The sequence below is a fragment of the Exiguobacterium flavidum genome (genome assembly GCF_003344535.1).
GTDB classification, from domain to species: Bacteria; Bacillota; Bacilli; order Exiguobacteriales; family Exiguobacteriaceae; genus Exiguobacterium_A; species Exiguobacterium_A flavidum.
Window position 1 is genome coordinate 1 of record NZ_QPKS01000001.1, and the last position, 26,833, is coordinate 26,833.

The 26,833-nt window shown below is 55.3% G+C and carries 29 protein-coding genes and 1 other RNA gene; 12 read left to right on the forward strand and 18 right to left on the reverse strand.

The genetic code is table 11. From position 1 onward, the window contains the following. Positions 1 to 283: 283 nt before the first annotated feature. Positions 284 to 1,849 (forward strand): IS1182 family transposase, encoded by a 1,566-nt coding sequence (locus tag DFG60_RS00005; protein WP_157964450.1) that lies wholly within the window; start codon positions 284 to 286, stop codon positions 1,847 to 1,849. Between the two features lie 134 nt (positions 1,850 to 1,983). On the opposite strand, the gene DFG60_RS00010 is transcribed toward DFG60_RS00005, so the two are convergent. The 3 genes from DFG60_RS00010 to DFG60_RS00020 all read right to left on the reverse strand — a co-directional run bounded on the left by DFG60_RS00010 (position 1,984) and on the right by DFG60_RS00020 (position 4,497). Further along, positions 1,984 to 2,883, reverse strand: coding sequence for a LysR family transcriptional regulator (locus DFG60_RS00010; RefSeq protein WP_114569682.1), 900 nt, complete (start codon positions 2,881 to 2,883; stop codon positions 1,984 to 1,986). 10 nt (positions 2,884 to 2,893) lie between these two features. Next, a complete protein-coding gene (gene corA / locus DFG60_RS00015) occupies positions 2,894 to 3,850 on the reverse strand; it encodes a magnesium/cobalt transporter CorA (protein WP_114569683.1) in 957 nt (318 codons plus the stop codon). 98 nt (positions 3,851 to 3,948) lie between these two features. Beyond that, on the reverse strand, positions 3,949 to 4,497 hold the full coding sequence (locus DFG60_RS00020) for a hypothetical protein (protein WP_114569684.1): 549 nt from the start codon (positions 4,495 to 4,497) through the stop codon (positions 3,949 to 3,951). Between the two features lie 219 nt (positions 4,498 to 4,716). On the opposite strand from DFG60_RS00020, the gene DFG60_RS00025 reads away from it, so the two are divergent. The 3 genes from DFG60_RS00025 to DFG60_RS00035 all read left to right on the forward strand — a co-directional run bounded on the left by DFG60_RS00025 (position 4,717) and on the right by DFG60_RS00035 (position 8,163). Next, the gene (locus DFG60_RS00025; protein ID WP_114570000.1) at positions 4,717 to 5,835 is read left to right on the forward strand and encodes an NAD(P)/FAD-dependent oxidoreductase; all 1,119 of its coding nucleotides are present in this window, start codon (positions 4,717 to 4,719) and stop codon (positions 5,833 to 5,835) included. 142 nt (positions 5,836 to 5,977) lie between these two features. Then, positions 5,978 to 7,300: a hypothetical protein gene (locus tag DFG60_RS00030; protein ID WP_114569685.1), complete on the forward strand. Its 1,323-nt coding sequence runs from the start codon at positions 5,978 to 5,980 to the stop codon at positions 7,298 to 7,300. Between the two features lie 44 nt (positions 7,301 to 7,344). Next, positions 7,345 to 8,163, forward strand: coding sequence for an SDR family NAD(P)-dependent oxidoreductase (locus DFG60_RS00035; protein ID WP_114569686.1), 819 nt, complete (start codon positions 7,345 to 7,347; stop codon positions 8,161 to 8,163). An 84-nt stretch (positions 8,164 to 8,247) separates the two neighbouring features. On the opposite strand, the gene DFG60_RS00040 is transcribed toward DFG60_RS00035, so the two are convergent. Beyond that, positions 8,248 to 8,637: an RDD family protein gene (locus DFG60_RS00040; RefSeq protein ID WP_114569687.1), complete on the reverse strand. Its 390-nt coding sequence runs from the start codon at positions 8,635 to 8,637 to the stop codon at positions 8,248 to 8,250. A gap of 21 nt (positions 8,638 to 8,658) precedes the next feature. After that, complete coding sequence (locus DFG60_RS00045) at positions 8,659 to 9,216, reverse strand: DJ-1/PfpI family protein (RefSeq protein WP_114569688.1); 558 nt, start codon at positions 9,214 to 9,216, stop codon at positions 8,659 to 8,661. 179 nt (positions 9,217 to 9,395) lie between these two features. On the opposite strand from DFG60_RS00045, the gene DFG60_RS00050 reads away from it, so the two are divergent. From DFG60_RS00050 to DFG60_RS00060, 3 genes are all read left to right on the forward strand, one after another. Further along, the gene (locus DFG60_RS00050) at positions 9,396 to 10,166 is read left to right on the forward strand and encodes an SDR family NAD(P)-dependent oxidoreductase (RefSeq protein WP_114569689.1); all 771 of its coding nucleotides are present in this window, start codon (positions 9,396 to 9,398) and stop codon (positions 10,164 to 10,166) included. Between the two features lie 208 nt (positions 10,167 to 10,374). Further along, positions 10,375 to 11,229, forward strand: coding sequence for a LysR family transcriptional regulator (locus DFG60_RS00055; protein ID WP_114569690.1), 855 nt, complete (start codon positions 10,375 to 10,377; stop codon positions 11,227 to 11,229). 104 nt (positions 11,230 to 11,333) lie between these two features. After that, positions 11,334 to 12,749: an NAD-dependent succinate-semialdehyde dehydrogenase gene (locus tag DFG60_RS00060; protein WP_114569691.1), complete on the forward strand. Its 1,416-nt coding sequence runs from the start codon at positions 11,334 to 11,336 to the stop codon at positions 12,747 to 12,749. A 129-nt stretch (positions 12,750 to 12,878) separates the two neighbouring features. Here DFG60_RS00060 and DFG60_RS00065 read toward each other — a convergent pair whose 3' ends face one another. The 4 genes from DFG60_RS00065 to DFG60_RS00080 form a co-directional block, all read right to left on the reverse strand. Beyond that, the gene (locus tag DFG60_RS00065; protein ID WP_114569692.1) at positions 12,879 to 13,958 is read right to left on the reverse strand and encodes a flavin monoamine oxidase family protein; all 1,080 of its coding nucleotides are present in this window, start codon (positions 13,956 to 13,958) and stop codon (positions 12,879 to 12,881) included. A 55-nt stretch (positions 13,959 to 14,013) separates the two neighbouring features. Beyond that, positions 14,014 to 15,009: an LLM class flavin-dependent oxidoreductase gene (locus DFG60_RS00070; RefSeq protein ID WP_114569693.1), complete on the reverse strand. Its 996-nt coding sequence runs from the start codon at positions 15,007 to 15,009 to the stop codon at positions 14,014 to 14,016. Between the two features lie 89 nt (positions 15,010 to 15,098). Further along, positions 15,099 to 15,611 (reverse strand): SRPBCC family protein, encoded by a 513-nt coding sequence (locus tag DFG60_RS00075; protein WP_114569694.1) that lies wholly within the window; start codon positions 15,609 to 15,611, stop codon positions 15,099 to 15,101. Next, positions 15,559 to 15,936: an ArsR/SmtB family transcription factor gene (locus DFG60_RS00080; RefSeq protein ID WP_114570001.1), complete on the reverse strand. Its 378-nt coding sequence runs from the start codon at positions 15,934 to 15,936 to the stop codon at positions 15,559 to 15,561. Before DFG60_RS00080 ends, DFG60_RS00075 begins: the two co-directional genes overlap by 53 nt. Positions 15,937 to 16,108: 172 nt before the next feature. Here DFG60_RS00080 and DFG60_RS00085 point away from each other — a divergent pair, with 172 nt between their 5' ends. Continuing rightward, positions 16,109 to 16,612, forward strand: a complete 504-nt coding sequence (locus DFG60_RS00085; protein WP_114569695.1) for a glutathione peroxidase — start codon at positions 16,109 to 16,111, stop codon at positions 16,610 to 16,612. A 67-nt stretch (positions 16,613 to 16,679) separates the two neighbouring features. Here DFG60_RS00085 and DFG60_RS00090 read toward each other — a convergent pair whose 3' ends face one another. The 5 genes from DFG60_RS00090 to rnpB form a co-directional block, all read right to left on the reverse strand. Next, the gene (locus DFG60_RS00090; protein WP_114569696.1) at positions 16,680 to 17,126 is read right to left on the reverse strand and encodes a hypothetical protein; all 447 of its coding nucleotides are present in this window, start codon (positions 17,124 to 17,126) and stop codon (positions 16,680 to 16,682) included. A gap of 76 nt (positions 17,127 to 17,202) precedes the next feature. Further along, positions 17,203 to 17,961, reverse strand: coding sequence for an SDR family NAD(P)-dependent oxidoreductase (locus DFG60_RS00095; RefSeq protein WP_114569697.1), 759 nt, complete (start codon positions 17,959 to 17,961; stop codon positions 17,203 to 17,205). Positions 17,962 to 18,035: 74 nt separating this feature from the next. Beyond that, complete coding sequence (locus DFG60_RS00100) at positions 18,036 to 19,112, reverse strand: threonine aldolase family protein (protein ID WP_114569698.1); 1,077 nt, start codon at positions 19,110 to 19,112, stop codon at positions 18,036 to 18,038. A gap of 301 nt (positions 19,113 to 19,413) precedes the next feature. Further along, positions 19,414 to 20,559, reverse strand: a complete 1,146-nt coding sequence (locus tag DFG60_RS00105) for a THUMP domain-containing class I SAM-dependent RNA methyltransferase (RefSeq protein ID WP_114569699.1) — start codon at positions 20,557 to 20,559, stop codon at positions 19,414 to 19,416. A gap of 105 nt (positions 20,560 to 20,664) precedes the next feature. Then, positions 20,665 to 21,042, reverse strand: an RNA gene (gene rnpB, locus DFG60_RS00110) — RNase P RNA component class B. 140 nt (positions 21,043 to 21,182) lie between these two features. Between rnpB and DFG60_RS00115 the strand changes: the two genes are divergently transcribed. Continuing rightward, complete coding sequence (locus DFG60_RS00115) at positions 21,183 to 21,632, forward strand: hypothetical protein (RefSeq protein WP_114569700.1); 450 nt, start codon at positions 21,183 to 21,185, stop codon at positions 21,630 to 21,632. 43 nt (positions 21,633 to 21,675) lie between these two features. Here the strand turns inward: DFG60_RS00115 and DFG60_RS00120 are convergent, their stop codons facing one another. From DFG60_RS00120 to DFG60_RS00135, 4 genes are all read right to left on the reverse strand, one after another. Beyond that, entirely contained in the window at positions 21,676 to 23,013 is a 1,338-nt protein-coding gene (locus tag DFG60_RS00120) for a S8 family peptidase (RefSeq protein ID WP_114569701.1), read from the reverse strand. 65 nt (positions 23,014 to 23,078) lie between these two features. Next, the gene (locus DFG60_RS00125; RefSeq protein ID WP_114569702.1) at positions 23,079 to 23,492 is read right to left on the reverse strand and encodes a hypothetical protein; all 414 of its coding nucleotides are present in this window, start codon (positions 23,490 to 23,492) and stop codon (positions 23,079 to 23,081) included. A gap of 60 nt (positions 23,493 to 23,552) precedes the next feature. Then, positions 23,553 to 24,245, reverse strand: a complete 693-nt coding sequence (locus DFG60_RS00130) for a hypothetical protein (RefSeq protein ID WP_114569703.1) — start codon at positions 24,243 to 24,245, stop codon at positions 23,553 to 23,555. Positions 24,246 to 24,316: 71 nt separating this feature from the next. Then, positions 24,317 to 25,312, reverse strand: coding sequence for a potassium channel family protein (locus DFG60_RS00135; protein WP_232818568.1), 996 nt, complete (start codon positions 25,310 to 25,312; stop codon positions 24,317 to 24,319). Between the two features lie 65 nt (positions 25,313 to 25,377). On the opposite strand from DFG60_RS00135, the gene DFG60_RS00140 reads away from it, so the two are divergent. The 3 genes from DFG60_RS00140 (at position 25,378) to DFG60_RS00150 (ending at position 26,811) form a co-directional block, all read left to right on the forward strand. Continuing rightward, on the forward strand, positions 25,378 to 25,599 hold the full coding sequence (locus DFG60_RS00140) for a DUF1659 domain-containing protein (protein ID WP_114569705.1): 222 nt from the start codon (positions 25,378 to 25,380) through the stop codon (positions 25,597 to 25,599). Between the two features lie 11 nt (positions 25,600 to 25,610). Continuing rightward, complete coding sequence (locus DFG60_RS00145; RefSeq protein ID WP_114569706.1) at positions 25,611 to 25,817, forward strand: DUF2922 family protein; 207 nt, start codon at positions 25,611 to 25,613, stop codon at positions 25,815 to 25,817. A 97-nt stretch (positions 25,818 to 25,914) separates the two neighbouring features. After that, positions 25,915 to 26,811 (forward strand): hypothetical protein, encoded by an 897-nt coding sequence (locus DFG60_RS00150; RefSeq protein WP_114569707.1) that lies wholly within the window; start codon positions 25,915 to 25,917, stop codon positions 26,809 to 26,811. Positions 26,812 to 26,833 lie beyond the last annotated feature (22 nt).

Consider the following 26,833-nt stretch of genomic DNA (forward strand, 5'->3'; position numbering starts at 1 on the left):
CCGCGGCCGGACCGCACTCCCTGCGGCCGTGCCGGGTCTCGCCTGTCCCTGACTGAAGCGCTGATCGCGCTTCATCTTCCCGTCGGAGTCGAGCGGCGACTATGCCTGCCCTGTCTGAACAAAAAAATCCGACCGTCCCGATTTATTTCTCGGGACGGTCGGATTTTTCTATGCTCTGCCATCTCTTCCGAGACACTCTGCCGCGCACCTTTGGCGCGCATGAAAAAAGCCCTCATCCCTTGTACAATGGAGCTGCGAAACAACCATGAAAGGAATGAGGACCATGCGAGAGCAGACCGGAGCCGCCCTCTACCGTCACTATAATACGAACCGCCGTCAGAGCGCAATCACGCTCGACGAGTATGTACCAAAAGAGCATATGGCCCGGCTCGTCGACGCCGTCATCGAGGGGATGGACGCGGACCTTTTCCTCGCCCACTGCAAGACGATGGGCCGACCGCGCTATCACCCGAAAATGATGACGAAGGTCGTCGTCTACAGCTACGCCGTCGGCGTCTATTCCGGGCGACGGATGGAGCGCCTTCTCCACGAGCACCTCCCGATGATGTGGCTCGCCGCGCTCGAGAGCCCGGACGCGAACACGATCAACCGGTTCCGGACGGGACCGATGGCCGCGCTGCTCGGGGAGGTGTTCCGCGCCGTCCTCGGCCTCCTGATCGATCGTGGCGAGGTGAAGTTCGAGGACTACTTCGTCGACGGGACGAAGATCGAGTCCCGCGCGAACCGCTACACGTTCACCTGGAAACGAGGCGTCCAATCTCACCAGCGCAAGATGGAGGAGAAGTTCGACGGCTTGATGCGCCAGATCCTCGAGGAAGGCAACGAGAGCGTGGAGATGCCGGAGACGCTCGAGGAGAAACTCGGGCTCGGACGCGCACTGATCGGCGAGCGCCTCGCCGAGGCGCCGAAGGACCGGGAACTGAAGAAGGCCGCCAAGCAGGTCGACGGGTGGATCGAGCGGCAAGCGCGCTACGCCACGCAGCTCGCGACCTGTGGAGACGACCGGAACAGCTACAGCAAGACGGACCCCGACGCCACGTTCATGCGGATGAAGGATGATCATATGAGGAACGGCCAGCTCAAGCCCGCGTACAACGTCCAGATGGCGACCGAGAACCAGGTCGTCCTCTTCTACAGCGTCCATCAGCGTCCGACGGACGCCCGTTGCCTCGTCCCACACCTCGAGGGGATGGAACGTTTCTTCGCACCGCTCGGCCGACGGCCGAAACGGATCATCGCGGACGCCGGATACGGGTCCGAGGAGAACTTTCTCGCGCTGAATGAGCTAAGATATGATGCCCTCGTCAAGTACAACAACTATGCCAAGGAACAGAAACGGAGCTACGCGAAGGACGCGTTCGTGACGGAGAAATGGCCACACGACGAAACGACCGACACGCTGACCTGCCCTGCCGGCAAACTACTCCGACGCTCCGGAACCCGTCGCCAACAGACCGGTTCCGGGTTTGTCATCGAGCAAGCGGTGTACGTGTGCGACGAGTGTGTCGGCTGCCCGTTCCTCGATGACTGCATCCGCCATCGCCGTTCCGAGCGTTCCTTCGAGAAGCCCCGGAAGACGGTGCGCCGTTCCTCGAGATGGCTTCGGCTCAAACGCGCCATGAAGGAGAAGTTGGAATCCGGGACCGGGAGGGCCATCGCAGCAAGACGCAAGATCGAGGTCGAGCCCGTGTTCGGCTCGATCAAGTCCAATTGGGGCTTCCGGCGATTTCGGCTCCTTGGCCTCGAAGGGGCCTCTCTGGAGTTCGGACTGGCAGCCACCGCACATAACCTCCGGAAACTAGTTAATACAACCGTAGCGATGAGGTAAATCGATTGAAAAAGAGGCAAGGCAAGGAAAAAGACAGCGCGTTTTCGAGAAAAATCCTCGAAAACGCGCTGTCTTTCATTCATTAGAGAGAGGTGATCGTTCTACTTTTGAGTCACCCTCAATGAGAAATGCATTCAATTCGGCCAGAACGTGTGGAAGAAATCGAGTATGTACTCTTCGACATACTGGACGACCGGGCGATGGTGGATATGTTCGACGTGGCAGAGCGAGACATCCCAAGTCATCGGCGGTTCGAACGGCAGTATACAGATGTCTTCCGCGTGATGGAAAGTCAAGATCGGTTCCGGGAGAATCGAGACGACGTCGAGCTCCTGAACCATACCGATCAGCAAGTCCCAGGCTCCCGACGTAAAGAAGATCCGCGGATCGATTTCCGCCTTCCTGAAATGGTTGAGTATTTGATGATGAAGCATGAATGAATCGTTCAGGATGACGAGCGGCTGCTCTGCGAGCGCCTTCCAGGTCACCGTCTTTCCTTTTGCGAGCGGATGGGTCGGACGCACTGCCACGACGACTTCGTCCGCGACAAGCCGGTGCTGCTCGAGGCCGAACACCTTTTCAGGTTCGATCAGGACGGCGAGGTCAAGCTCCTCCGCGAGCAGCCGTTTCTTCAATTCATACGCACCTTCCTCTACGATTTCCAGGTCGATTCCCGGATGTTCGCGCATCAGCTTCGGAATGAGCGTCGAGAACAATGCCGGAAGGATGACCGGCGGAATGCCGAGCCGGACCTTCCCCCTGATCAACTGCGTCTCCTCACGTATGTGTCGCATCATCAAACTATGCATCGTCATCACTTGCCTTGCGTCCTCATAGAACTGGCTGCCGGCATCGGTCAGTCCGACGAGACGGCCATTCTTGCGCCGAAACAATTCGACCCGCTCACTCTCTTCGAACTCCCGGATCATCTGGCTGAGAGCCGGTTGCGAGACATGGAGGTGCCGCGAAGCCCTCGAGAGATTGTATCCATTCTCGACGACGGCCAAAAAGTAGTTGATTTGCCTGATCTCCATTCGCTTCCCCCTATTCCTCGAACCAGCGCTTCTTCTTGAACCAGATGCCCATCGAAACACCGATCAGCAGCATGGCACCGAGCGTCAGGAAGTAGCCGTACTTCCAGCGAAGTTCCGGCATGTTCTCGAAGTTCATCCCGTAAACCCCTGCGATGAACGTCAGCGGCATGAAAATCGTCGTGATGACGGTGAGCGTCTTCATGATGTTGTTCATCCGGTAGGAGTTGAGTGAGACGAAGTTCTCCCGGAGCTCTGACGTCATCTCTCGATTGTATTCGATCATCCCGCTGAGCTTGATCAGATGGTCATAGATGTCCTGGAAGAAGGCTTTTCGGTGTTCTTGGATCGACAGGCGCTTCGACTCGAGGACCCGGTACAGCAAGTCACGCATCGGGATGACGGTGCGGGCGAGTTCGAGCAGGTCGGAGCGGATGTCGAAAATGTCCTCGATGATCCCCTTATCGCCACCCTTGTTCTCATAGCGCCCCTCTAACGCGAAGATTTGATCCTCGAGCGAGTGGACGATCGGGAAGTAGGCATCGACGATTTTATCCATGATCTTATGCGTGATCTCAAGTGACAGGTGCGGGCGATGCTGATTCGTCTTCGAGAAGAGCTTCCAGACGGTATCGAGTTCGTTCACCATGTGTTCATGGTAGGAGACGAGGAAGCTGTTCGATACGAACAGGTTCACTTCAAGACTGTCGAGCGTCTCCTCCTCGATCGCATGCAGGACGAAGAAGCTGTGATCCTCGTAGTATTCAAGCTTTGGCCGCTGCAAGAAATGAAAACAATCCTCGATCTCGAGCGGATGGAAGTTGAATCTCGTCGCAAGCAGCTGGCGTTCCTCTTCCGTCGGCTGATTGAAATCGACCCAGTACCACTTCACGTCAGGCGCGAATATCCGGTCGAAGGAAGGGTCGAGGATCACCTCGTCAGCATCTGTGATCAGTAAAGTTCGAATCATTTATGTATGCTCCTTCATTTTTCTTTCATTATCCCATGATTCAAGAAAAAAGCCACGTCCCGTTATACGGGACGCGACTCGCTGGAGAGAAGCGCCATTCAACCCTTCTCGAAATAGAATCCGCTCCAGTAGACATGGCGGTACGTGTATTCCCGGCCGCTCTTCGTCGTGACGAGCATCTCGTCCTCCCCGACGACCGAAATCTTGGTCGGCGTCTCCCCTTGCTCCGTCAAGTATCCGAGTATCTCGATGTGACGACTGAGCCAGAGGCGATTGCGGAACCAGCGGAACCGGCTGAACGCTGCGGTCATGTGCAGGATCGACAAAAGGATGATGATCATGCCGAACGGGATCGGAATCTGGAAGTACCAGATCAAGTAGAAGTCAGCGATGATCAAAAAGACGGCGAGCCCCATCTCCGTCGCCTCCATGAATGATGCCTTGTTGCTGGCGAAATACGTCATGATGCGGAATGCGGCGATGATGAGCAGATACGGCACGAAGTAAAGACTGAACACATGATTTTCCGTGTTCGGCGAGAAAGCGAGCAGGGGCAGGAAGAAGAGCAACTTCCAAATCAGGATGGCAGAATAGAACAGAGAGTGATCCGTGTACCGTTTGCGTACGATGGCTTTTCCGATGTTCATTGCTTTCCCCTCCTTCAAAGTAGTTGAAGCTCGCCTGGAAAAATTTTTTCTATGCCTGTAAGGGTATGATTCCACTGGGTGAAACATTCTAACCATTTTAATTGTGTGAAATGCGCGTACCGAAACTCCATAGGACTTCCTCACTTTCCGGACATTGTAGTTTCTCCGGGCGTCCTATAATATGGATTACAGCACTTTAACATGAAAGGTTTGATTCTTTTGAAAAAAATCATCATCGTCGGCGCCGGCATTCTCGGCGCGTCGACTGCCTATCATCTCGCAAGGGACGGAGCGGACGTCACGTTGATCGACCGGGAAGAACCGGGCCGCGCGACCGATGCCGCTGCCGGCATCATCTGTCCGTGGATGACACAGCGCAGAAACAAGGCGTGGTATTTCCTCGCGAACAAGGGGGCTCACTTCTATCCATCTTTGATCGAGGAACTCGCTTCGCTCGGTGAGACACAGACAGGATACGCCAAGGTCGGCGCCCTCGCCATCCAGGACGCGGGTAAAATCGATAAGATGGAGGCGATGACCGAGTCGAGGATGGCAGAAGCACCGGGCATGGGACAAGTCGAGCGCCTTTCTCTCGCGGAATCAATGCGACGCTTTCCGTTGATCGAGACCGAGGAGATGGAAGGGTTGCACGTCGCAGGAGGAGCGCGCGTCGACGGACGCGCCTTGCGCGTTGCGCTCGTGCGCCAGGCGATTTCGCTAGGAACGCGCTACATCACGTCCGACGCGACTCTCGTCCAGGAAAACGGATGCATCACAGGTGTTCTCATCGGTGAGGAGATCTTCGATGCTGACCGTATCATCTTGACAGCAGGGGCATGGTTGCCTTCACTGCTCGCCCCTGCCGGAATAGAGATCGATGTCCGCTTCGAGAAGGCGCAGCTGCTCGAGTTGTCGATGCCTGAAGCCAGCGAGACCTCAAGTCCGGTACTGATCGCTCCCCACGCACTCTATGTCCTGCCGACCCAGAATGGGATCACGCTCGGCTCGACCCATGAAAAGACGACGAATTTCGACACCCGCCCGACGATCAAGGGGCAGGTCGAGCTGCTGCAGAAGGCGATCGCCCTGATGCCGAAGGCTGGCGATGCTGAACTGACTGCGACTCGCGTCGGCTTCCGTCCCTACACACCGGACTCCTTGCCGATCATCGGCCACCTGCCCGATCAGGAACATGTCATCGTCGCGAACGGGCTCGGCGCCTCCGGTCTGACGATCGGTCCGTTTCTCGGCCGGGAACTGTCCCGCCTCGCTCTCGGAGAAGAGCTTGAGATCGATTTATCGCTCTATCCTGTCGACCGTGCTATCTCTGCTCAGTGAGCAGACAGATTTTTTTCTCCTCCTCCGCCTTCTTGCGCGGAGGTTTTTTCATATCTGTCCTGGACGATAAGTTCGTAAGAGGAATTGAGACATTATTGTCAAATATTAGTATTATGAACTCTTATAAGAGGAGGACGTACATATGAAAAGGAACATGTTCACGCTTCTGATGGCAATCAGCACCCTGCTGCTCACTGGATGCGCAAGCTCCCCTGCCGCACTCAAACTGGAAGTCGACCCGAAGCTTTGGCGGGCGGAACATTTCGGAGACATGAACGAAACGGATTCCCGTCCCGCACTCGGTGAAAAATCGATCGCCTATCTGGTCGAGGCTTGCACTTCGAAAAAGGAATCGATCAAGTTGCCGGACGACCACCGTGTCCTCGACAGCTATTATCTCACAAGAAAACCGAGTCTGATGATGATGACTGATTACAGTTATTCCATGGTCACGTTCTTTGGCGCGGGAGAGAATTTCTATGTTTACTGCCGGGAGCGACAAAAAGATGGCTTCTATAAACGGATCGACCCGGATAAAATCAGCGGATTAAGAAGAGGTGAGCAGAAGGATGATCAGCTTTCACCGAACAAGGTCACCCTGCTACCGGTCAAGCCTGAGGCCAAACGTGAACTTGTAGAGCAAAACCGCTTCATGAAAGAGGACGAAATCAATCAGATCTTCGAAATAGACACGATGACTCGTTTCTCCCTGCCGGCTGAAGGACACTTGCTGATGACGGCAGAAGTCATCGAGAGCGCGGACGGTTTGATCAACAAGCCGGAATACGTCTATCACGTCCCACTTGCACCGACACTGAACGAGTTGACGCTTTGGCTTCGTTCAGATGGTGACGGCGTCAACGGGCTCACCGTCGAATCAGGGGGGTTCTATCCGGACGAACGGACGATCATGACGAATCCGGTCGCTTACTTCGATGAAGGGATCAACAAGAAGATCAAGCTTCTTCCGCTTCCCCCATCGCTGAACGCCGACGATGAGGTCGTATTCGCCGAGGTCACCTTGAAGAAGGATGGGGACATGGTACAGAAAATACAAGTGCGATTGCGCTACTCGCTTGAACTGCCTGAAGGTACAGTGACTGAACAACCTTCCTTCCCGGAGCGAAAGGTGGGGGTATACGCAGCTGCCCACAAGACGTCGCTCTCGACAGATGGACAACTCGTCTATCCGGACATCAACATCGTCACGACCGAGACGGCGAAGAAGCTTTATGTCGCCTTGAAGAAGGACGCGACAGAGGCTGATCGTCTCGGCGAACTTGCGGAGTTGCCTTATCTGACGATCGGGGACGGAGCCAAGACGCAGCAATTCGAGGTCTATTTGCATCCTCGAATGAAAAAGACCGACGTCTATCTGTATGATCGAAAGCGGGACTTGACGTTCAAGCTGGGCGGAGAAGACATGAAGTCGATCACCGATGAATTGTGGCCAGAAGGTCGATGATCACGAAAATGAGCACCATTACATCATCGGAGGGGTTACGAACGATGAAACCATTGAACGGCATGATTGCCGTCGTTACCGGCGCATCTCGCGGAGCAGGCAGAGGCATCGCCCTCGAACTCGGCAGTGCTGGCGCGACGGTATACGTAACGGGTCGAAGCATCACCGGCGCTACGACCGATGACCGGTCTGAAACGATCGAGGAGACTGCAGAAGGCGTCTCCTTGCGAGGGGGAAGGGGGATCGCGATCCGATGTGACCATACGGACGAGGATGACGTCAAAGACCTGTTTGATCAAATCGAGAGCGCGCACGGCCGCATCGATATTCTGGTCAACAGCGTCTTTGGCGGATCCGAGAGCTCCCTTCCGCCTGGATCCGGGCGACGCTTCTGGGAACGGCCGCCTGAGCACTGGGACGCGATGATGGTCGCCGGACCGAAGGCATACCTGATGACGGCTCGATACGCCGTCCCCTTGTTGAGACGAAGCGAACGTGGCCTGATCGTGAATATCACGTTCTTCATCAAGGATCAGATTTCAGGCAATCTCTATTATGATTTGGCCATGAACGGGATTAACCGCATGACACTCGGAATGGCGAGTGAGCTGAAAGAATTCGGGGTTTCCGCCGTAGCGGTCTGTCCGGGATGGATGAGGACGGAGCGCGTCGCCGACGCGGGGTATGGACCAAAGGACGGAACGACGGAGACGACCGCCTATGTGGGCCGGGCGGTAGTCGGACTGGCTGCAGACGCGGCAGTATCAGAGCTTACCGGAAGCGTGATGATGGTGGCTGATTTAGCGATGAAGTACGATTTCACCGACATGGACGGAACTAGGCCAATGCCGTTCGAGGGATGAATTCCTGCTTCATGACACGGACGATCTTTCCTGACGAGAAGAGGCTGCCCTTGACCGTTTGGTCTTTGGGCAGCCTCTTCTCGTTCATACTTTCACGACGATCGTCTCCGCATATTCATCCTGCGGCAGCCTTGCCCCCGCTTCCATGTAGCGTGAGCGGTCCTTGAAGAGCTTGAGCGGTGCGACCGTCTCCCGGTAGAGGATCCGTTTGACGATCTGCTCCGTCGTCAAAGGCAAACCGTTCGTGCTCTGCACACGAAGCTTGAGTGCCCGGTCACCGAGCGTCTGTCCGTTCATCAGTTTCAGCTGGACACCTTCGATGACCCAGCTGACGACGGTCTTCGTGACGAGCGCATGGAAAGTCTTGCTTTTGATTCGTTTCAGTACGACCTGCTCGACGACTTCAGAAGCGACATTATTGACCACCTCATCGATCACACCTGCCATCATTCGGCGTTTCATCACATCATCCATAGCTCTTCCTCCTCCACATGTTCAGCCTCGTAATGCATTCTTGAAGAACAGCACCGTCTCCAGTTCATCTTCCCGGTCTCGGAATAAACGAAGCGCCTTACTGACCTCGATCGCGAATTCGACGTAGGCATTCCCCTCCGAAGTGATGACTTTGCGGTCGATCGTCACGTCGCCTGCGCTGCGTCTTTCCCGCTCGAAGAAGGCGAGATGTTCGTCACTGTCGATGGACGTCGAATAGGGCCGGCCTTCAAGGATACCGGCTGCAGCGAGATATACCGTCCCGCCGCAGATGCCCGCCACCAGCTTGTCTTGCTGATGGAATGCTTGGATCAACGCTTTGATGTTCCCTTCTTTCGCGAGCGGCAACGGCTCCCCTCCAGGTATGATCAAGGCGTCGTATTGTGACGGGTCGACGTCGGCCAGCAGGTGATCGACCTCGACCTTGAAACCGCCGACGTGACGGACGTGCCGCGTGACGGCTACCGTATCGGCTTCCATCTGCGTCATCTTGAATATTCCACTCAGGACACTGATTTCCCAGTCTACGTACCCTTCGTACAGCAAAAACAGTGCTTTCATCCTGTTCCCCCTCCTGTCGCGCTCCATTCCTTCTTGAAGAAGATATCGCGCACCCTACTATACTTCCCGAAAATCAGGAAATATTCCTCCGTCTGCTCACGCCCTTTCTTCCACCTTTTCCTTTCTCTTCCGGATTCGGTACAATGAGATGAATGATCTCATGAAAAGGAAGTGTCGCCATGTATCTCCCATCATTTCGACTAGACGGCAAAACCGCCCTCGTCACGGGCGCAGGAAGAGGAATCGGCAGAGCGATCGCGATCGGCATGGCTGAAGCCGGAGCGGACGTGGTCTTGATTGCCCGCACGGAAAGCAACCTGCTCGAGACGGCAGAGCGCATCGAAACCCTCGGCAAAAAGGCATTCGTCATCAAAACCGACGTGACGGACCGCGTGCAAGTCGAACACGCCGTCAGCGAGGCGATTCGCCTGACGGGCAAGATCGACATTCTCGTCAACAACGCGGGCATGAACATCCGATCGAGTGCACTTGACGCGACGGATGAGGAATGGTCCCGCATCATGGACACGAACTTGAAGTCCGCCTTCATGTTCTCGCAGGCAGTCGGTCGCCATATGGTCGAGGCGAAGGCCGGCAAGATCGTCACCATCTCGTCCGTCGCCGGTCACGTCGCGCTTCGGACGGGTGTCGTCTATGCAGCCTCTAAGGCCGGCTTGATCCAGATGACGAAGGTGCTTGCGCTCGAATGGGGCAAGCATGGCATCAACGTCAACGCGATCGGTCCATGGTATTTCAAGACACCGTTGACCGAGAAGTTGCTTCAGGATCCGGACTACCTGGCGGAGATCCATGCCGTCACGCCGATGAAGCGTGTCGGCGAGCTCTCAGAACTCGTCGGTCCTGCCGTCTTCCTCGCCTCCGACGCGAGCAGCTACATGAACGGCCAGACGCTGTTCGTCGACGGCGGGATGACGATTCAAGGATTTTGAAATGAAAAAATAAGGACAGCCGGCTTGACGGGCTGTCCTTATTTTCTGCAGCGAGGCTCGACCTTTTTCTGCTTCTCATCCTCATTGCGCCCACTTCCCGGCTTCCTGATCCTTGACGTCTTTGACCACCGGAGATTGAATCGTTTGTCTCCCGGACCGTAGTGAGTTATCCTCATGAGACATGCAAACGAGATGGAGAGATGGAACGATGAGGACAGAATGGTTAGAGGCCTTTCACGCCACGGCTGAAACGAACAGTCTGACGAAAGCGAGCGAGCTGTTGCACATGACGCAACCCGCTCTCAGCAAACAGATCAAGAATCTTGAACAGTACTTCGATGCCCCGCTCTTGAACCGCTCGACGACAGGCGTCACGCTGACGCCTGCAGGTGAGCTGGTCTTTCAGGAAGGTGCGGTCCTGCTCAATCAGCTGCAATCGATTCATCGGAGGATTCAGTCGTCGAAGGAGCGGCATTCGCTTACGCTCGGTTCCTGGCCGAGCGTCGCCATGTCCTATCTGCCCCATCGATTCGCTGCTCGAACCTCTGCCGAATCAGCACCCGAGCTCAAAATCAAGACCGCGCATACGTACCAGGAGCTGATGGCAGGCCTTGAGCAGCATCTCTACGATGCCGTCCTGCTTGATGATCGACAAATCGAGCACCCCTATCCGTCGACCCACCTGTTCACGGAACGCTTCCTGCTGTTCCATCATCAGGATGACGACCGGTTCAGCGGCTGTTCGGATGTCGGCTTCGAACAGATCAAGGACGTTCCATTCCTGTCGCTCCCGGTCGACTGCGACTCGACGAACATCTTGCGAAGCGCGTTCGCTGAACGCGGCGCTTCCTATACCGCCGCTGCCGAGATGGAGTTCGGATCGAGCGTTCTCGGGTTCATTCGCGAGCAGCTCGGAATCGCCATCCTGCCGGAAATCTTCCAGAACGGGATGCCTTCAGAAATCAAGACGCTTTCGATCACGGGCTTTGAGGTCGACCGTGAAATCTCGCTCGTCACGCGTGATCAGACGCATCATGCGAGCTTGCTCGAACTGATCGGCTGACCCGCCATTCCATTTCGTTACCGCGACCGATCGAAATGGAAGTACACAACCCCAGTCCAAAGGTGTTTACTTAACGAGTAACGAAATCCTTGGAGGTGCTTGACATGATTGAACGTAATGTAGTGAATGGGGTCTGGTATGAGACGGAAGCGACGATTCCGGTCTATGATCCGGCGACGAAGGAATTGCTCGGACAGGTGCCGAGCAGCACGGAGACGGACGCACGACGTGCCGTCGACGCGGCAAGCGAGGCGTTCATCAGCTGGTCCGCTCAGACGGCAGACGAACGCGCGGATAAGATCGACGCGTGGTATCGCTTGATCACCCAACACCGGGAGGAGCTCGCGACCATCATGACGCGCGAACAAGGGAAACCTTACGCCGAGGCACTCGGTGAGATCGATTACGGGAACCACTACGTCCGCTGGTACGCGGAAGAGGCGCGGCGGATCTACGGGGAGACGATTCCGGCATCCGTGCCCGGGAAGCGGCTGTTCGTCGAAAAAGAACCGGTCGGCGTCGTCGCGGCCATCACACCCTGGAACTTCCCCGCTGCGATGATCACCCGCAAGCTCGCCCCCGCGCTTGCAGCCGGCTGTACGGTCGTCCTGAAGCCGTCGGAAGAGACGCCGTTCACGGCGCTCCGTCTCGTCGAGCTCGCGCACGAAGCCGGCATCCCCCCTGGTGCGGTCAATGTCCTGACCGGAGACGCCCAAACGATCAGCGGTATCTGGCAAGCCGACCGGCGCGTCCGGAAGATCACGTTCACAGGGTCGACGGCCGTCGGGAAGCTCATCATGCGCCAGGCGGCGGACACGATGAAGAAATTGTCCCTTGAACTCGGGGGTCACGCGCCCTTCATCGTCACGGAGCATGCGGACATCGAGAAGGCCGTCGCAGGCGCGATTCGCTCGAAATTCCGCAATGGCGGCCAAGCATGCGTCGCGACGAACCGGTTCTACGTCCAGGAATCCGTCCTCGATGCCTTCACGGAACGGTTCGTCGCCGAGGTCGAGCAGCTGAAGACGGGGAACGGCCTCGACGCGACGTCGACGATCGGACCGTTGATCAACGCGAAAGCCGTCGCGAAGGTCAAAGCCCATATCGACGACGCCGTCGCGAAGGGGGCGACGATCTTGACCGGCGGAACGATCGATGAATCGGTCGGTCACTTCGTTGCGCCGACCGTCCTCACCGGTGTGACTGAGGACATGCTGTGCATGCAGGAAGAGACGTTCGGACCGCTTGCGCCGATCTCCGTCTTCAAGACGATCGACGAAGTGATCGAACGCGCGAACGATACACCTTATGGGCTTGCCGCTTACGCGTTCTCGGAACGGATCGACGAGGCACTCCTGCTCGGGAAGAAGCTCGAATATGGCATCATCGGTCTGAACGACGGTGCGCCGTCCGCTGCGCAGGCACCGTTCGGCGGCTATAAGGAGAGTGGTCTCGGCCGGGAGGGCGGCGTCTACGGCATCGAGGACTACCTCGAGGTCAAATACCTGTCGCTCGGCTGAGCGGACCCGCTTCGCCATCTAGATAACGAACAAGAGAAGGTCCGGAACCCGACATGCACGCGGGTTCCGGACCTTCTCTTTGTCTGGTGCTCTTCGATATTCGAATCTCGTGAAGATGAACGCCTCCGCTCAATCCATCCAGCGGGAGACGATCCGCTCGGCCGAACGCAGCGCCCCTTCGATATGCCCGCCGAACTCGCCGTTCGTCTCCGTTCCAGCAAACGCAATCCTGTCTTGCCAAGAGTCATCACCCTCGATCGGTCGAAAGACAGGGAAGTCAGTCAAGGGCAGTGCATCTTCCGCTGTCGCCGTCGCAATGTCGGCCGACCAGTCATAGTAGAGAAACGCAATAGGATGATTCGCTTGCGTCCCATACAGTTGCACGAGTTGTTCAAGGACACGAGCCTTGACACCCGCTTCACCCACTCGCTGCCGCTCTTCTGGCGAGAGGCGGAGAAAACCGAACAAGGCGCCTGGTCCTTCGGTTGGGGAAGCATCATGGATTTCCTGAAGCGGTCCGACCCAACTGATGCCGAAGCCGGATTGCCCCTCCTCCCGCCAAAAAGGCGTCTCATAGACGGCGATCGCTTTCGCCTGTCCGGCCATCCATGTCGGCGTCTCATTCAACTTTGCGCGTAGTGTTCCGCTCAAGGCAGGTTCAAACGCGATGTGATCGACAAGACGTGGAGGCAGCGCTAAGACGACCCGGTCGTACAGTTCTGTCAAGGTGCCCTGCTCATCCGTATACGTGACGGCAACCCGGTCCTCAGCTTGTCGAATCGCAGTGACCTTCGTTCCGAGAAGAATCGTCCCGGGCGGCAACTGGCGCGCCAGTGCTTCGACGAGCGTCGTCATCCCCCCTTCGAGACGGTTCGAAGGGACAATGCTTTCCTTTGGCAATACATGGTGCTCGACCCTTCCCGCCTGACGCTCGAGTACCATTGCGCCTGCCGTCGGCTGCGAAAACGCCGTCAAGCCGTATTCGTCTACCAGTCTTGAGATCGTGTGCTCAGACTCCGGCCAGTACCAGGTCGGTCCAAGGTCGAACAGATGTGTTCCTCGGGCGCTTGAGACCGGTTCACTCAGGATACGCCCGCCGATCCGTTGCCTGGTCTCGAACACGGTGACGGCTTGTCCGCTTTTGTTCAACAAAGAGGCTGCGTACAATCCGCTCACCCCGGCTCCGATGATCGCAGTTGAAATTTTCATCTAATCATTCCTTTCGTTCTTGTTTCATGGCAATCGGCCCGCCGAATCATTGGATCTAGTTCACGGCCAACCCGGCAGCGCGTGCGATCAGCGCATATGATGTCAGGCGTGCCTCTTGACCGTGTGCGTTGTTGATCAACAGGAACTCGTCTGTCTCGTATTTCGCCGCGAGTGCTTCGAGTCCGCGGACGACGTCCTCGCCCGTCCCGACGAGCATCCGCCGCCTCTCCCGCGCCATCTGCCGCTCCTCACTGTCTGAACGCGTTACACCTGCCTTCTCAGGCGTCGGGACGATGGAATGGCCGAGCTTGATGTTCTGGACCCAGCTGTCTTGCGTACGCGCAAGCCGCTCCGCCTCCTCCTGCGTATCCGCTGCGACCGCGAAGACGCAGACGAGGACGCGCGGCGTCTCGAACAGACCTGCCTTGAAATGCGTGCGGTACGCGGAAAGCGTCGCTTCCCATTTGTCCGGATTGATGAAGTGGCCGAAGACAAGTCCGATTCCAAGTTCTCCCGCGAGCTTGCCGCTTTCGGGCGAAAGACCGAGCAGCCAGACCGGCGGCACTTCCTGCCCGCGTGGCGTCGTCTTGACCGTCCGGTAGCGATGCGTAAAGGACAGCGTATCCCCCAGGTAGCCGATCACGTCTGAAAGCTGACGCGGGAATTTTTCGAAGTCGTTCGGTGCACCGTCCGTCAGTGCGAGCCGGGTCCGTTCACTGCCACCGGGCGAGCGTCCGACGCCGAGGTCGATTCGTCCGGGGAAAAACGCGCAAAGCGTCGAGAACGTCTCTGCGACCTTGAGCGGATTGTATTGCGGGAGCAAAATGCCGCCCGCCCCTAGACGGATCGTCGACGTCTCCGCTCCGGCGCGTGCGATGAACAGCTCGGGTGCTGCGCTGAGCAATCCGTTCGTATTATGATGCTCCGCGAACCAATATCTCGAATAGCCGAGACGCTCCGCCTCCTTGACGAGCCGCAGTGTCGCTTCGACCGTCTCCTTGACATCCATCCCTTCATGCAACGGCACCTGATCTAGTATTCCAATCTTCACATCGTCACCCCATCCTTGCCTTATTCAATCATCATAGCTCGGCGAGCACGCGAAAGAAAAGCGCCCAGCTTGCGCTGGACGCTATCCGTTCAGTTCGCGGTTGCGAGCAGCTCGTCCAACCGGCGGAGCTGGCTGCTGAAGCCTTCGACGACCCCCATGTCAAGCACTTGCCGCAAGCCCTCCTCCGTCTTGAAGTCGGAGCGGAAGATGACGAGCGTCCCGCCATCCTTCTCTTCGAAATCGATTTCGATCTCGCTGCTTGGCAGCTCATCTGAAAGCGTTCCAGACGCGTCCGAGAAGTAGTCGGTATAGGCGAGGAATGTCGGCGCATCGATTTTCCGGAACACCGCTTTCCCCCACGATTCCATCCCGAAGAACTCTCCTTGCGTCTCGTCGACGCAACGCATGCAATAGTGCCAGATGCCACCAGGTCTGAATTCGAACTGGTGAATATCCGTCTCCCATCCTTCCGGACCCCACCACCGTTCGAGATGGTCTTGATTCGAATAGGCTTCGAATACAAGGTCGCGCGGCGCTTCGAACATCCGTTCAAGAATCAGGACCGCGCCTTCCGTTCGTGTGTTCAATTGCATCTCCTTCATCCTCCATTCCCCTCTCCCTCTTGATTTCCTTCAGGTAGTCATCGAGTCGGTCCAACCTGCCGCCCGCCACGTCCTTGAATCCACTCGCCCATGCCTCGAGCAGCCGGAACGGAAGCGGCGACAGATGGTAACGCCGCCGATTCCCGAGGATCTCCATCCCGACGATTCCTGCTTCGTTGAGCACTTTCAAATGCTTTGACGTCTGCGGTTGACGTATGTCCAGTGCCTCTGCGATTTCGTTGACCGTACGCGGTCTTTCCTTGAGCAATTCGACGATTCGCAAGCGAGTCGGGTCGGATAAGGCGCTCAGTGTCGTAAGCATCATGTCTGTCATTGGCCCTCTTCCCTTCCTTAACTATATACCCGATTCAGAATATTCTAATCAAGGAATATAAAACACATCGCTCAAACAAATCATTGGAGTCTCCACCTCACCTCCCCTACTATGATAGGTAGAGGCAAATCGCCGCAAATTCCATCGACGAGGAGTGTATGAGATGACTTCCATCCACGATTTCGAAGTACTGACAACCGGACACGAAACGGTTTCACTGAGACGTTATGAAAACCAAGTCGTCCTGATCGTCAACACGGCGACCGAGTGCGGTCTAGCCAACCAATTCGACAGTCTGGAGATGATCCACCAGCGATTCAAGGACCGGGGCGTTGCCGTACTCGGTTTCCCGAGCAACCAGTTCAACAATCAGGAACCGGTCGAGGACAAGGACATGACGAGCGTCTGTAAGCTCAATCACGGCGTGACGTTCCCGCTGTTCGCGAAGATCGACGTCAAAGGCGCTAATATCCATCCGTTGTTCGACTACTTGACGAACGCCAAGAAGGGTCTGCTCGGAAGTGTGATCAAGTGGAACTTCACGAAGTTCTTGATCGGCAAGGACGGTCAGGTCGTCAAGCGGTACGCCCCGACGACGAAACCGGAAGCGATCATCCCGGACATCGAGAAGCTGCTAGCGTCCCAGTCGAACGCCGCCGCGAACTGATGCAAGCACAAAAAAACATCGCCACTCTCTTCTGCTGACGGACAGCCGGAGAGGGTGGCGATGTTTTTCATTGGCCCGTCACGTACCGTTGCAGGAAAGCAAGTACCGCCATGAGCAGGAAGAGAACGATTGAGATCCGGCCAAATGACCGCCCGGCGAGTGACGCGACGCCGATCATCCCGCCAGTCCCGGCGAAGAACAGCATCACGTAGAGAATCACGATCGGCAAGTCGCTCCGAAAGTCGCTTTGCAAGCGGAAATCGAGGATGTACTCCATCAAGAGCCAGGCAAGCATCAGGCTGACTTGCAGGACATACAGCGTTGACCGATGAAACACGCGGCTCGTCCCGACTAACAACAGGAGCGGAAGGGCTAGACACAACTCGAACACGCCTAGCCAGTATTCGAGACGCGTCCCGCCGGACAGCCGGGCGAGGAAGACGAGAATCGCGGAGAGATAGATTGCCAGTGCGACATATGCACCGAGAAGGTCGAGTCGTTTTTTAGACAGCATCGGATTCCCTCCTTTGATCGCCTTACCGCCTCATCGCGGCAAAAATGTTTCTTATCATGTTGCCCCCGACGTCAGATCACCGGTTCACCCCGACATACGGAAAGAGCGGTCCGCGCAGTTCAAACGAATAATCTTCCGGGTTGACGATCCCGACGATCGCATCACTTTCGAGCAATTGATCGAGAAAGCCAGCCATCTCAGCAGCCGTATGATATTTCGCAACATTCTTGCTGTAATCGAAGCCGGACTGACCGCGAGATCTGTCGGCAAATTCCGTTTCCGTGGCAGCAGGCGCCAAGACTTTTGCCCGCAGCTTCGCACCGGACTGCATCAATTCTTGGGCGAGCCCTTCCGTATAGGCGCTGACGAAGAATTTCGTCGCGCAGTACGTGACGGCATTCGGCACGATTTGGTAGCCTCCGCCTGACGAGATGTTCAGGAGCGTCGTCCCCTCGACATCATGATGATCCCGCACGTAGAGGCTCGTCAGCACCGTCAAAGCCTCGATGTTCAGGCGCAACATCTTTTCGATTTTCGGGACGGAGACGTCCTTGACCTGATTGAAGTCCCCGAACCCGGCGTTGTTGATCCACGTCTCGATATCGAGCTCCTTCAGGGAGTCATAGAGGTCATGGACCTGTTTCGATTCGGTCAGGTCGACCGAGCGGATGATGACATCGCTGTCATCGGAAAGTGCCTTGACTTCATCACGCAACTTCTCCAGTTCGTCCGTTCTCCGGGCGACGAGGACCAACGATTTCCCTTTCGCCGCGAGCACTTTCGCCGTCTCATATCCGATTCCTGAACTTGCTCCTGTGATGACCGTGTATCGCATCGGCTATCCCTCATCTCTTTTTTGATTTGGTGAACCCTCGAAAGTGGTAGAGAGACTAGCGGACGACTGCCGGTTCACATCAGCCGATCGAGCTCCGTGAACAGATGATCGATGGCCGGGCCGTCAAGTTCGCGGTACGCGTCCCCCAGGCTGAGTTCTGTCGAACAATACCCGTTTTTTTCGACGAGGTAACCCGCCACGCCGATTCCGGTCGATCGCTGGAGTTCTGCGAGCTTCGTCGCAATCTCTTCCTTCGAACCGGTGATGTGCAGATGGAACATGTTCGACACCGGCACGTTCGGCATCGTCCGAATTCCCGGGACGGCGTTGAACCGTTCTGCGAGCTGCTTCGCGTCCTCATAGTACGATGCCATCCTGTCCTTACGCTTTTCATAATAATGGTCAGCGGACAGAATGTAGGGATAGAGGCTGATCAAATCGCCGCCGTGGCGCCGCTTCCACACTTTCGAGCGTTCCGTGAACCCTTCGCTCCCGGCAAGGATCGCCCCGGCGATGCCGCCGATCCCTTTGTAGAACGACAAATAGACACTGTCGAACAATTCGCAGACTTCACTCGCCGACTTACCGTAGTACGGGAGAATTTCGAGCAGTCGAGCCCCGTCGAGGTGGAGCTTGATGCCGCGTGCCTTACAGTGGGAGGCGATCGCCTCGAGCGTCTCGAAACTCGGCAACTGGCCGCCGATCTCACGCTGCGGGAGCTCGAGCAAGAGGCAGGAGACGTCCTCCATGGCGACGACATCCGCCAGCTCGACGAGACGCGTCTCGTCCGCGAGCAGCACCGTCTCGATGCCATGGAGCTCCTTCAGTCCGTCCTCCTCGTGGATCTCGAGGTGCGCGAGCGGGTGATAGGCGACCTTTTTCGTTCCCAACTCATCGCACCAGATTCGAAGCGCGATCTGTTGCGCCATCGTCCCGCTCGGAAAGAAGACGGTCGATTCCTTGCCGAGCAGTTGCGCCATCTTCCGCTCGAACGCTTCGATGACTTCGCCCTTGCCATACATGTCGCTCGACGTCTCCCCATCGACGTTGGCGAACGCTTCCTTCAACACGGAGACATTCCGTCTCCCGTGTCCGCTGAGCTGATGTTTCGTTCCGTTGAACGATTCTCTGAGTAGCTTCCCGTGATCCAACTTCACCGCCTCCTCCAAATATGTATGAAAAAAGCCTACCTCGCCAAAGGTAGGCCTGTCCGGCTCGAAAGCCGGGCGTAGGAAGGCGAAAGTGGCGACTCGCGTCTCCTGCGTCTTCCTGATTCCATTATACTACACAATGTGAATCATCACCATCAAAAGCGTTTTGCGATGATCCTACCCGCCCAAGTGATCCATAAAAAAAGAACCGCTCCACAGAGCGGTTCATGAGTTCCGGCAGAAAAAAATAAAAAGTGGGAACTGAGTGGGAACTGGTCACTTTGTAATCTCTAGAAATGGCTTAAGACTGCGGTCTTTTCCGGCGGAGACCATAATACTGGTAGAACTGGACCTCGATGTTCCCGTTATAGAGCTTACGGCGCTTCGTCGCAGGCAAGCCGTACGCCTTCTCGAACTCGGCGTAGGACGTGATCATATAGACGCTGTAGTAAGGATACTCCTTGTAGGCGTTGCCGAGGCGGCGATAGAGCTGACGGACTTCCCGCTCATCCTCGAGCCGCTCACCGTACGGCGGGTTCCCCATGATGACGCCGAAATCCTCTTTCGGTTTGAAGTCCGCGGCGTCGCGCAGTGAGACGTTGATCGCGTCACGTACTTCTGCGAGCTCCGCGTTCTTCTTCGCGAGCTTGACCATCTCAGGGTCCGCGTCGCTCGCATAGATCTTGAGCGGCTTGTCCCATTCCGCCTTCTCGTTCGCTTCCTTGATCGCATTCGTCCACGCTTGCTTCGGGATGCACTTCCACTCCTGCGAGACGAACTCTCGGCTGATCCCCGGTGCGATGTTGCGGCCGATCAACGCTGCTTCGATCGCGATCGTACCTGATCCGGTGAAGACGTCATAGAACGGCATGTCCGGCTTCCAATTCGACAGCATGATCATCGCAGCCGCCATCGTCTCCTTGAGCGGCGCCGCCGAATGGAACTCGCGGTAGCCGCGCTTATGGAGCGCTTCTCCTGACGTATCGATCGTCAAAGTCGCGATGTCCTTGAGGAGTGCGACCTCTACAGGGAATGAGGCGCCGGTCTTCGGCAACCACTCGTCCCCCTTGTTATAGGCAGCCTGCATGTGCGAGACGATCGCCTTTTCCGTGATCTTTTGGCAGTCGCGGATCGAGAACAGCTTCGATTTGACTGAACGGCCGTTGACGATGTAGTTCGCGTCCCATGGCATCAATTCGCTCCATGGCAGTGCTTTGACGCGGTCGAACAGTTGCTCGAACGTCGTCGCCTTGAATTCCGCGACGACGAGCTTGATCCGGTCTGCGGTACGCAGCCACATGTTCAAGCGCGGGATGTCCTCCATCTCGCAGTCGATATAGACTTTCCCGTCCTCGACCGTACATTCATATCCGAGCGCGCGCACTTCCTTTGCGACAAGCGCCTCGATTCCCATAGCAGCAGTCGCGATCACCAGCCGTTTAGCCATTGTCTGACACTCTCCTTCGTCAATTACCTTATCATTGAATTTCATCAAAAAAGGAGCCCAGTAGGACCTGGACTCCCGTTCATGTTTAAAAAACTGCCTATGTGGTCCTGTAAGCCATGTTCTGTTCCCTAGTGTTGCAAACGGTTTGAACCTCACACGCGGGCGACAATCATCTATCTCCGTACGAAAACTCGTACGCTCTCCTCGGCGTTCAGTTCCGCCTTGGAAATTCCCCTACCTAATTTGGGTTTCTCGCTCGTGGGGTTTACCTCGTTCCACCCTTACTGTTTCCAATAAGGCTCCGTCACTGTGGCACTTTCAAGAGGTTTCGGCCATATCCAAAGACTTAGGCGTTCCCTCTGCCGTCAGCACGACGCTGCCTGCACTTATCTTTTCGTGCAGCACGATCACTACAGCCATCGCAGGCTGTGCGAGCATGGACTTTCCTCAAAGTGTCGAAACACCCCGCGATTGTCCGAACCAACATAGTCACTGTTACACAGTTTACCCTATTTTATGAAAACAGGCAAGTGTTCTTCCTGGAATCATACAAGGAATCGGAACATTTGCGTTCATCCGGTCTACGCGGTATAGTACAATGGTTTAGAAGGGGGTCTGTTATTATGAAAAAACGACGTTCGAGCACGGATCGACGCGTTGTCAAACGACTGACGTTCTTGATCGAGATTGACGAGATCAAGGCACTGCATCTCCGGAACGGAATATTCGCCTTTTACCGGCAGGACGCGCTTATTCAAGCGTTCGAGCCGTTCAATGTCAAAACTCCAGATGAGCTGTCGAAACGCAGTTATCATTTCGACCAGCACGATATCGCACTGATGAACGAGCGCTTCCCGGAGTACATCCCACTCTATGACGAGGCGATGACGCTTCGCTCATGGGCGGATCAAGTACGATATGGCATGTTCGCATTGATCGAGGCTGGCAGACTGTCTTTCGTCCACGAGGATGACAACGGCTATAAGATGGAAGCGAAGATCACCTGGACAGGTCCGGTGATTGAAAATCCTGAAATCATCTATAAAAAAGGAAAAGGCCCAGCCGAGCGCTGAGCCTTTTCTCGTGGCCGCCTATATATAGGTGGTCATTTTTAAATTAGTTGACGATGACATCCCGAGCTGTCGTACGCACGTGACGTCCGAGTTTCGACGTAAACTCGATGCGATAAGTGCCTTTCGCTTGAGGTGTATAGGTGTGACTGTAGACCCCGTCTCTAATTTTTCTCTCGACGAATGTATTCAACAACTTTGAATCCTTGTAGATGCGGACGTACGAGACTGCCGTCGACCATTCTGAATAACTGAACTTGAAGCTCTGTTTTGCTTGTGCGGTCTTAGGGACGATGATTTTCGAGATCGGTGCAGGCACGGTCGCGATGACACCGGCGTTCAATCGGCCATTACCGTAACGTAACACGGTATCACCTGATTTCTTAGTCGCAGTCGCGTTCACCTTGCTGACGACTGTCGCGTTCGTCATGAACGGATTGATCGACTTCATGAGGGCGATCACGCCTGAAACGACCGGTGTCGCCATCGACGTACCGTCCATGAAGCCATAACGATTCCCGACGATCGAGGAGTACATGCCTTCCCCCGGAGCCATCAGATCGAGTCCGATTCCGTAATTGGAGAAGGCAGAGATGCTGCCGAACGTATTGATCGATCCGACGGCGATCGCTTCTTTCATCGTCGCCGGAAAGAGGAGACCCTTCTTGCCGTCGTTTCCAGCAGCCGCTACGACCGGGATGTTCCGGGCTTCGGCTTTCTTGACGGCACTTTCGATGTATTTATCATGCTCATATTGGCCGAGCGACAAATTGATGACATCAGCGCCGTTGTTGATCGCATACAAGATGCCGTTACCGACGTCGATCGAGCTCGCGTAATCGCCATCGAAAACATCGATGCCAATCAGTCGCACGCCAGGAGCGACACCGACGATACCTTTTCCGTCAGCCCGCGCTCCGATGATACCAGCGACATGAGTCCCATGGTCGTCAGCCTTCTTCGGACCAGAAAGCGTGGTCGTCTTGTAAATGGCGTTCTTGAACTCGTGGTGAGTCGTATCGATCGCATCATCGATGACAGCCACCCTGATGTCTGACTTGCCCTTCGTATATTTCCAATTCATCGGAATATGTGCTTGGTCCAAATATTTCTGTTTTAACTGACTCGTATCCATCGATTTCTCGACGGTCTTGATTTCAATCAATTCAGGATTATTCTTGCCGAACGGCTTGATCGGTTCGACGAGGCTGAATCCAGCCTGTTCGAGCGGCCGCACTTCCTGCAAGCCTTCAGAGGCCATCCACGCCTTCTTTTCTTCGTTCGTAAAGGACGCATCATACTTCACATAATATGAATTCGCGAGTGCTGAGGTCGGCATGCTGACGGCGAGTGTTAGCGTGAGTAGTGCGAGATGTTTTTTCATGGTGTCCCTACCCTTTCTCTCATTGATCAGTTCGATGGTGTGATGGAAGCACGCCGCAAGCTACATCAAAAAGGGACAGTGCCTTCCGATTCACCGCTCACTTGAAAAGGTATGATCCGACCAATCGTGACATAGGAATAATAACGAGCAAGCACGGCCCGCCACCGGGTGGCGTCAATCCCTTCGAGATCCTCTCCGAGGGGCGAACCGTCAAACGTCTCGAACTGTTGGCAGAAAAAAGCCTCTTCGTCCGGATCCCAGACGACGGCCTCACCGATGAAGCCTGTCGCAAAACGTACGAAATCCGCGATCGAAGGGCCAATCACCTCCGCCGGCAATCTCTCACTCATTCGACCCACCAATTCATAGCGTTCCCGAGGAGCCTTGTCTGCCTCGTCCAATGACTGGCAAAGCAAGACTTCCTTATTGATTTCAACGAGAACGACGTAATCCCCAGTCGGCAAATTGACGTGTACCATTCACTACACCCCTTGTCGCAAATTCGTGTAGTCACATGATGTCAAAAAACCTCTTTCAAGTCACAGCGTCCATTTCCGATCAAACATCAATTCAATCGGCTGATTCCTCTTTGACTCTAACATAAAGACGCGCGTCGTTTCAATTTGATCGAGTAATTTCGGATCTCTGATCGACCGGATGGAAGCGTCTTCCGTCTGGTCGATCCGCTCGAGGTATGGGCTGAGCAAATCCTGTTGGCCACTCGCCATCGCATACCAGGCAAGGCGGGCAAAAGCCTTGTCTTTCGCGGTCTCGATCGCATAGCTCTCGAAGATGTCCGGCAGATAGCTCGAGAACTGTTCGAGCGAGTCGACCCGCTCGGCGTAATCAAATATCGTCAGCCAACTTTGAAGTGACAATAGAGATTCACTTGACCACCAATCAATCAAATCGACATGTTCCTTGAATAATTGTTGTGCCTCCACCTCATCGATGAAGTGCGCAAGTGTCCGAATCAATTCGTTCCATGCGATCGTCCATGACTCTTCGGACGGGTTTGCAGTAATGAAAAACTGGCGAATGACGGTCGCAAGTTCACCGAACTCGTTCAGCTTTTCTGTCTCAAGACGCTGATTCGTCCGGTTGACAGCTTTCGTGAAGTATTCCGGTTCGAGTGTGAGTGCTGTATATAAGAACTTCGGGATTGTTCCGATTTCTCCTTTGTCGAGCGTCCAAAATAATTCTTGTATCCAATCAGGTTGTTGTTTAGTCATTATCATAACTCTCCTCTGCACAGTAAACTGATTTACTATACCCGAAAAGGATTTAAGTTAATCCTCTATTTTTACTTTCCACCCAGTTTTTTTGCTGTATCTGAGTGACACAATACAAACAAGGAAGAATTTGGAGGTATTTTTTCTAATAGTCGTTGATTAAGGTCGAGATGTTTTCCGTCTGAGATGAGTGTTGCGCCTTCATCAAGCAAGGCGATGAACGCATCACGGTACGTCAGCCATTCACGCCGAGCCTCGATCATGAACAGACCTTCACCGTCTTTCGTCAACATGTTCTGAATGACGCCGGTCATCCCGGGATGATGTGCGGCAAGGATGGCCATCCTTGAGATCGTCTCGTCACCGAGGAGCACCTCGTCGACTTTGACTTGTTCGAAACTGTCGAGGTGCTCCTCGAGCATCATTTCGACGATCGTATAGATCGACGGATTGGCCCGTTCGATGCTTGCTGCGATCAGCAACGTACGACCGTCGGCAAGCGCCGGATTCATGTCATGCTTAGCGAGGACGATCGCCCGTTTCGCTTCCTTGATGTTGGCGCGCGTAAGCGTCGACTCTAGCGCCGGGTCCCCGCAAACATAGTGGAAGTTCGGATGACTGAACGGCTCCCGCTCCAAGTCGTCGATCAGGACGACCTCCTCCTTCTCCAGCAGCGCGTCGATCACTTGACGTGACCTGCGTCCATATCCGAACACGATCGTATGGTTCGTTTCCTTCACATCCAACATCCCTTTCTCCTTTTTTTCACGAACGAGCTGCACTCCGTCGACGAGCTTTGAGATGAGTCCGCCGACGATTCCGATTCCGACGATATAGATGAAGATCGTCATGAATCTTCCTGTATCGGTTTTCGGGAAGAAATCCCCGTACCCGACCGTGACGACGGTCGTCATCGTCCAATAAAGTGCTCTGAAGTATGTAGTGAACGTTTCCGGTTCGACTGCGTACATGAACAGTGAAGCAAGTCCTACGAACAGGAGTGAAAGGATACCAAGCGTCCTCATCCTGACGAATGAGATCCTTCTTAAAAATCGAAGCCAAATCATTTTCCGTCCCCTTTCGAACATATTATTCCCAAGCCCTGTCAATAGGGGCGAAGGAGGTGATACACATGATGCAAAAAGAATTGAAGGCAAGTCTCGTCGTCGCTTACGAGCGACTTGACAAAGTGACGGCTAACGGTGACCAGGTCGTCGCGAAGCGCCGCTTTGCAGGTCTGCGGTCCGACCTTGCGCAAGATGTGATGGCTGCGATCGGCGCCGCGATCGGCAACGTCATCGAAGGTGCTTATCTGCACACGGAAGTCAGCCGAGAATACATCGTACTTAACTAAGGAGGAAGACCATGGAACATACTATTCTGCTAAGCTTCGACACCGCCGCAAAAAAACCATATCGATTACGGATCACAGGTGCGGACAAGGATGCCTCCCTCGAAGAAATTCAGGCACTCGGCTCATTGTTCGTCACCCATGACCCGTTCACGGGCGGAATCACGGCGCTCGTGTCGGCCGAGCTCCAAAACAGCATCGAGACGCCTTACGCCATCTGAGTACCATCGCCTATGCCGCACTGTTCCCTTCTCAGGAAGGAAGCAGTGCGCTTTTTTTGGTATACTGAGAACATCATAGCTAGAAAGGAAGTCACTCATGGCCAAACGCCCTTTAACGCCGCGTGAATGCGAGCTGATCGTATGCAGCCTCTACTGTATGGAGCTGATCCCTTTTGAAGGAATCATGGATCGGCTCGAGTCGATCACCTTGCGAGACATCATCGGACCCCTCGCTGAAAACAAGAAGACACGAGAGGAGGCAGCTGGTGAACTTGAGCAGTATATCAAAGTCCGCCGGCGCCGGTTCCGAAACGTCCCTCCCGAACATCTGTGGTCTCTGGACGACAGGATGGAGCAGGAGGCGCTCCGGATGATTCGGAAGCGTTCCCCTATCCCTGCCGGCGAAAAGCTTCAACCAAAAGCCATCCCGTACGAGATGGGCGACGTAGTCGAGAGCAAGATCACCGAAATCCAAGAAAGAAACGGGAAAGTCACCGTCTTCGGGAAAGTTGACGGCGTGACGACGAAGCTGCCGATCGGCAATCGCCAGCAACTGGCGTCAGATACGACGATCAACGCCTGGGTGACCGGTGTCGAAAAGAAACCGCCACTTCTTCACCTGTCGATTTCGGATTACGGTAAGCATCAGCCTTCAGACGACGTGCTCGCTGCCTATGCGACCTCCCTTTCGAAGCTGCTCGCCTATTTCGAAAGCGGTGAGTCACCGACTGCAGATGAGGCCGACCTGGCCCGTTCACTCTTCCAGCGTATCGTCCGCAGGGACCAGAATGACTGGTTCACGGTCTATCTCGCGATGGGCAAACCGCAACTCGACCATGTAAGGCGCTGGGTCAAGATACTACAGATGCTGACACGCTCGCTGCGCGGTGACGAGGAATCATCGAAACAGCTCGCCATCCAGGAAGATCGCTTCTTCAAGGATGCCCTGCTTCGTGCGTGCCGCACCGGGAAAGCGACTTGGGGGCAAGGTTGACCACTTCCCTCTCTATTCGACA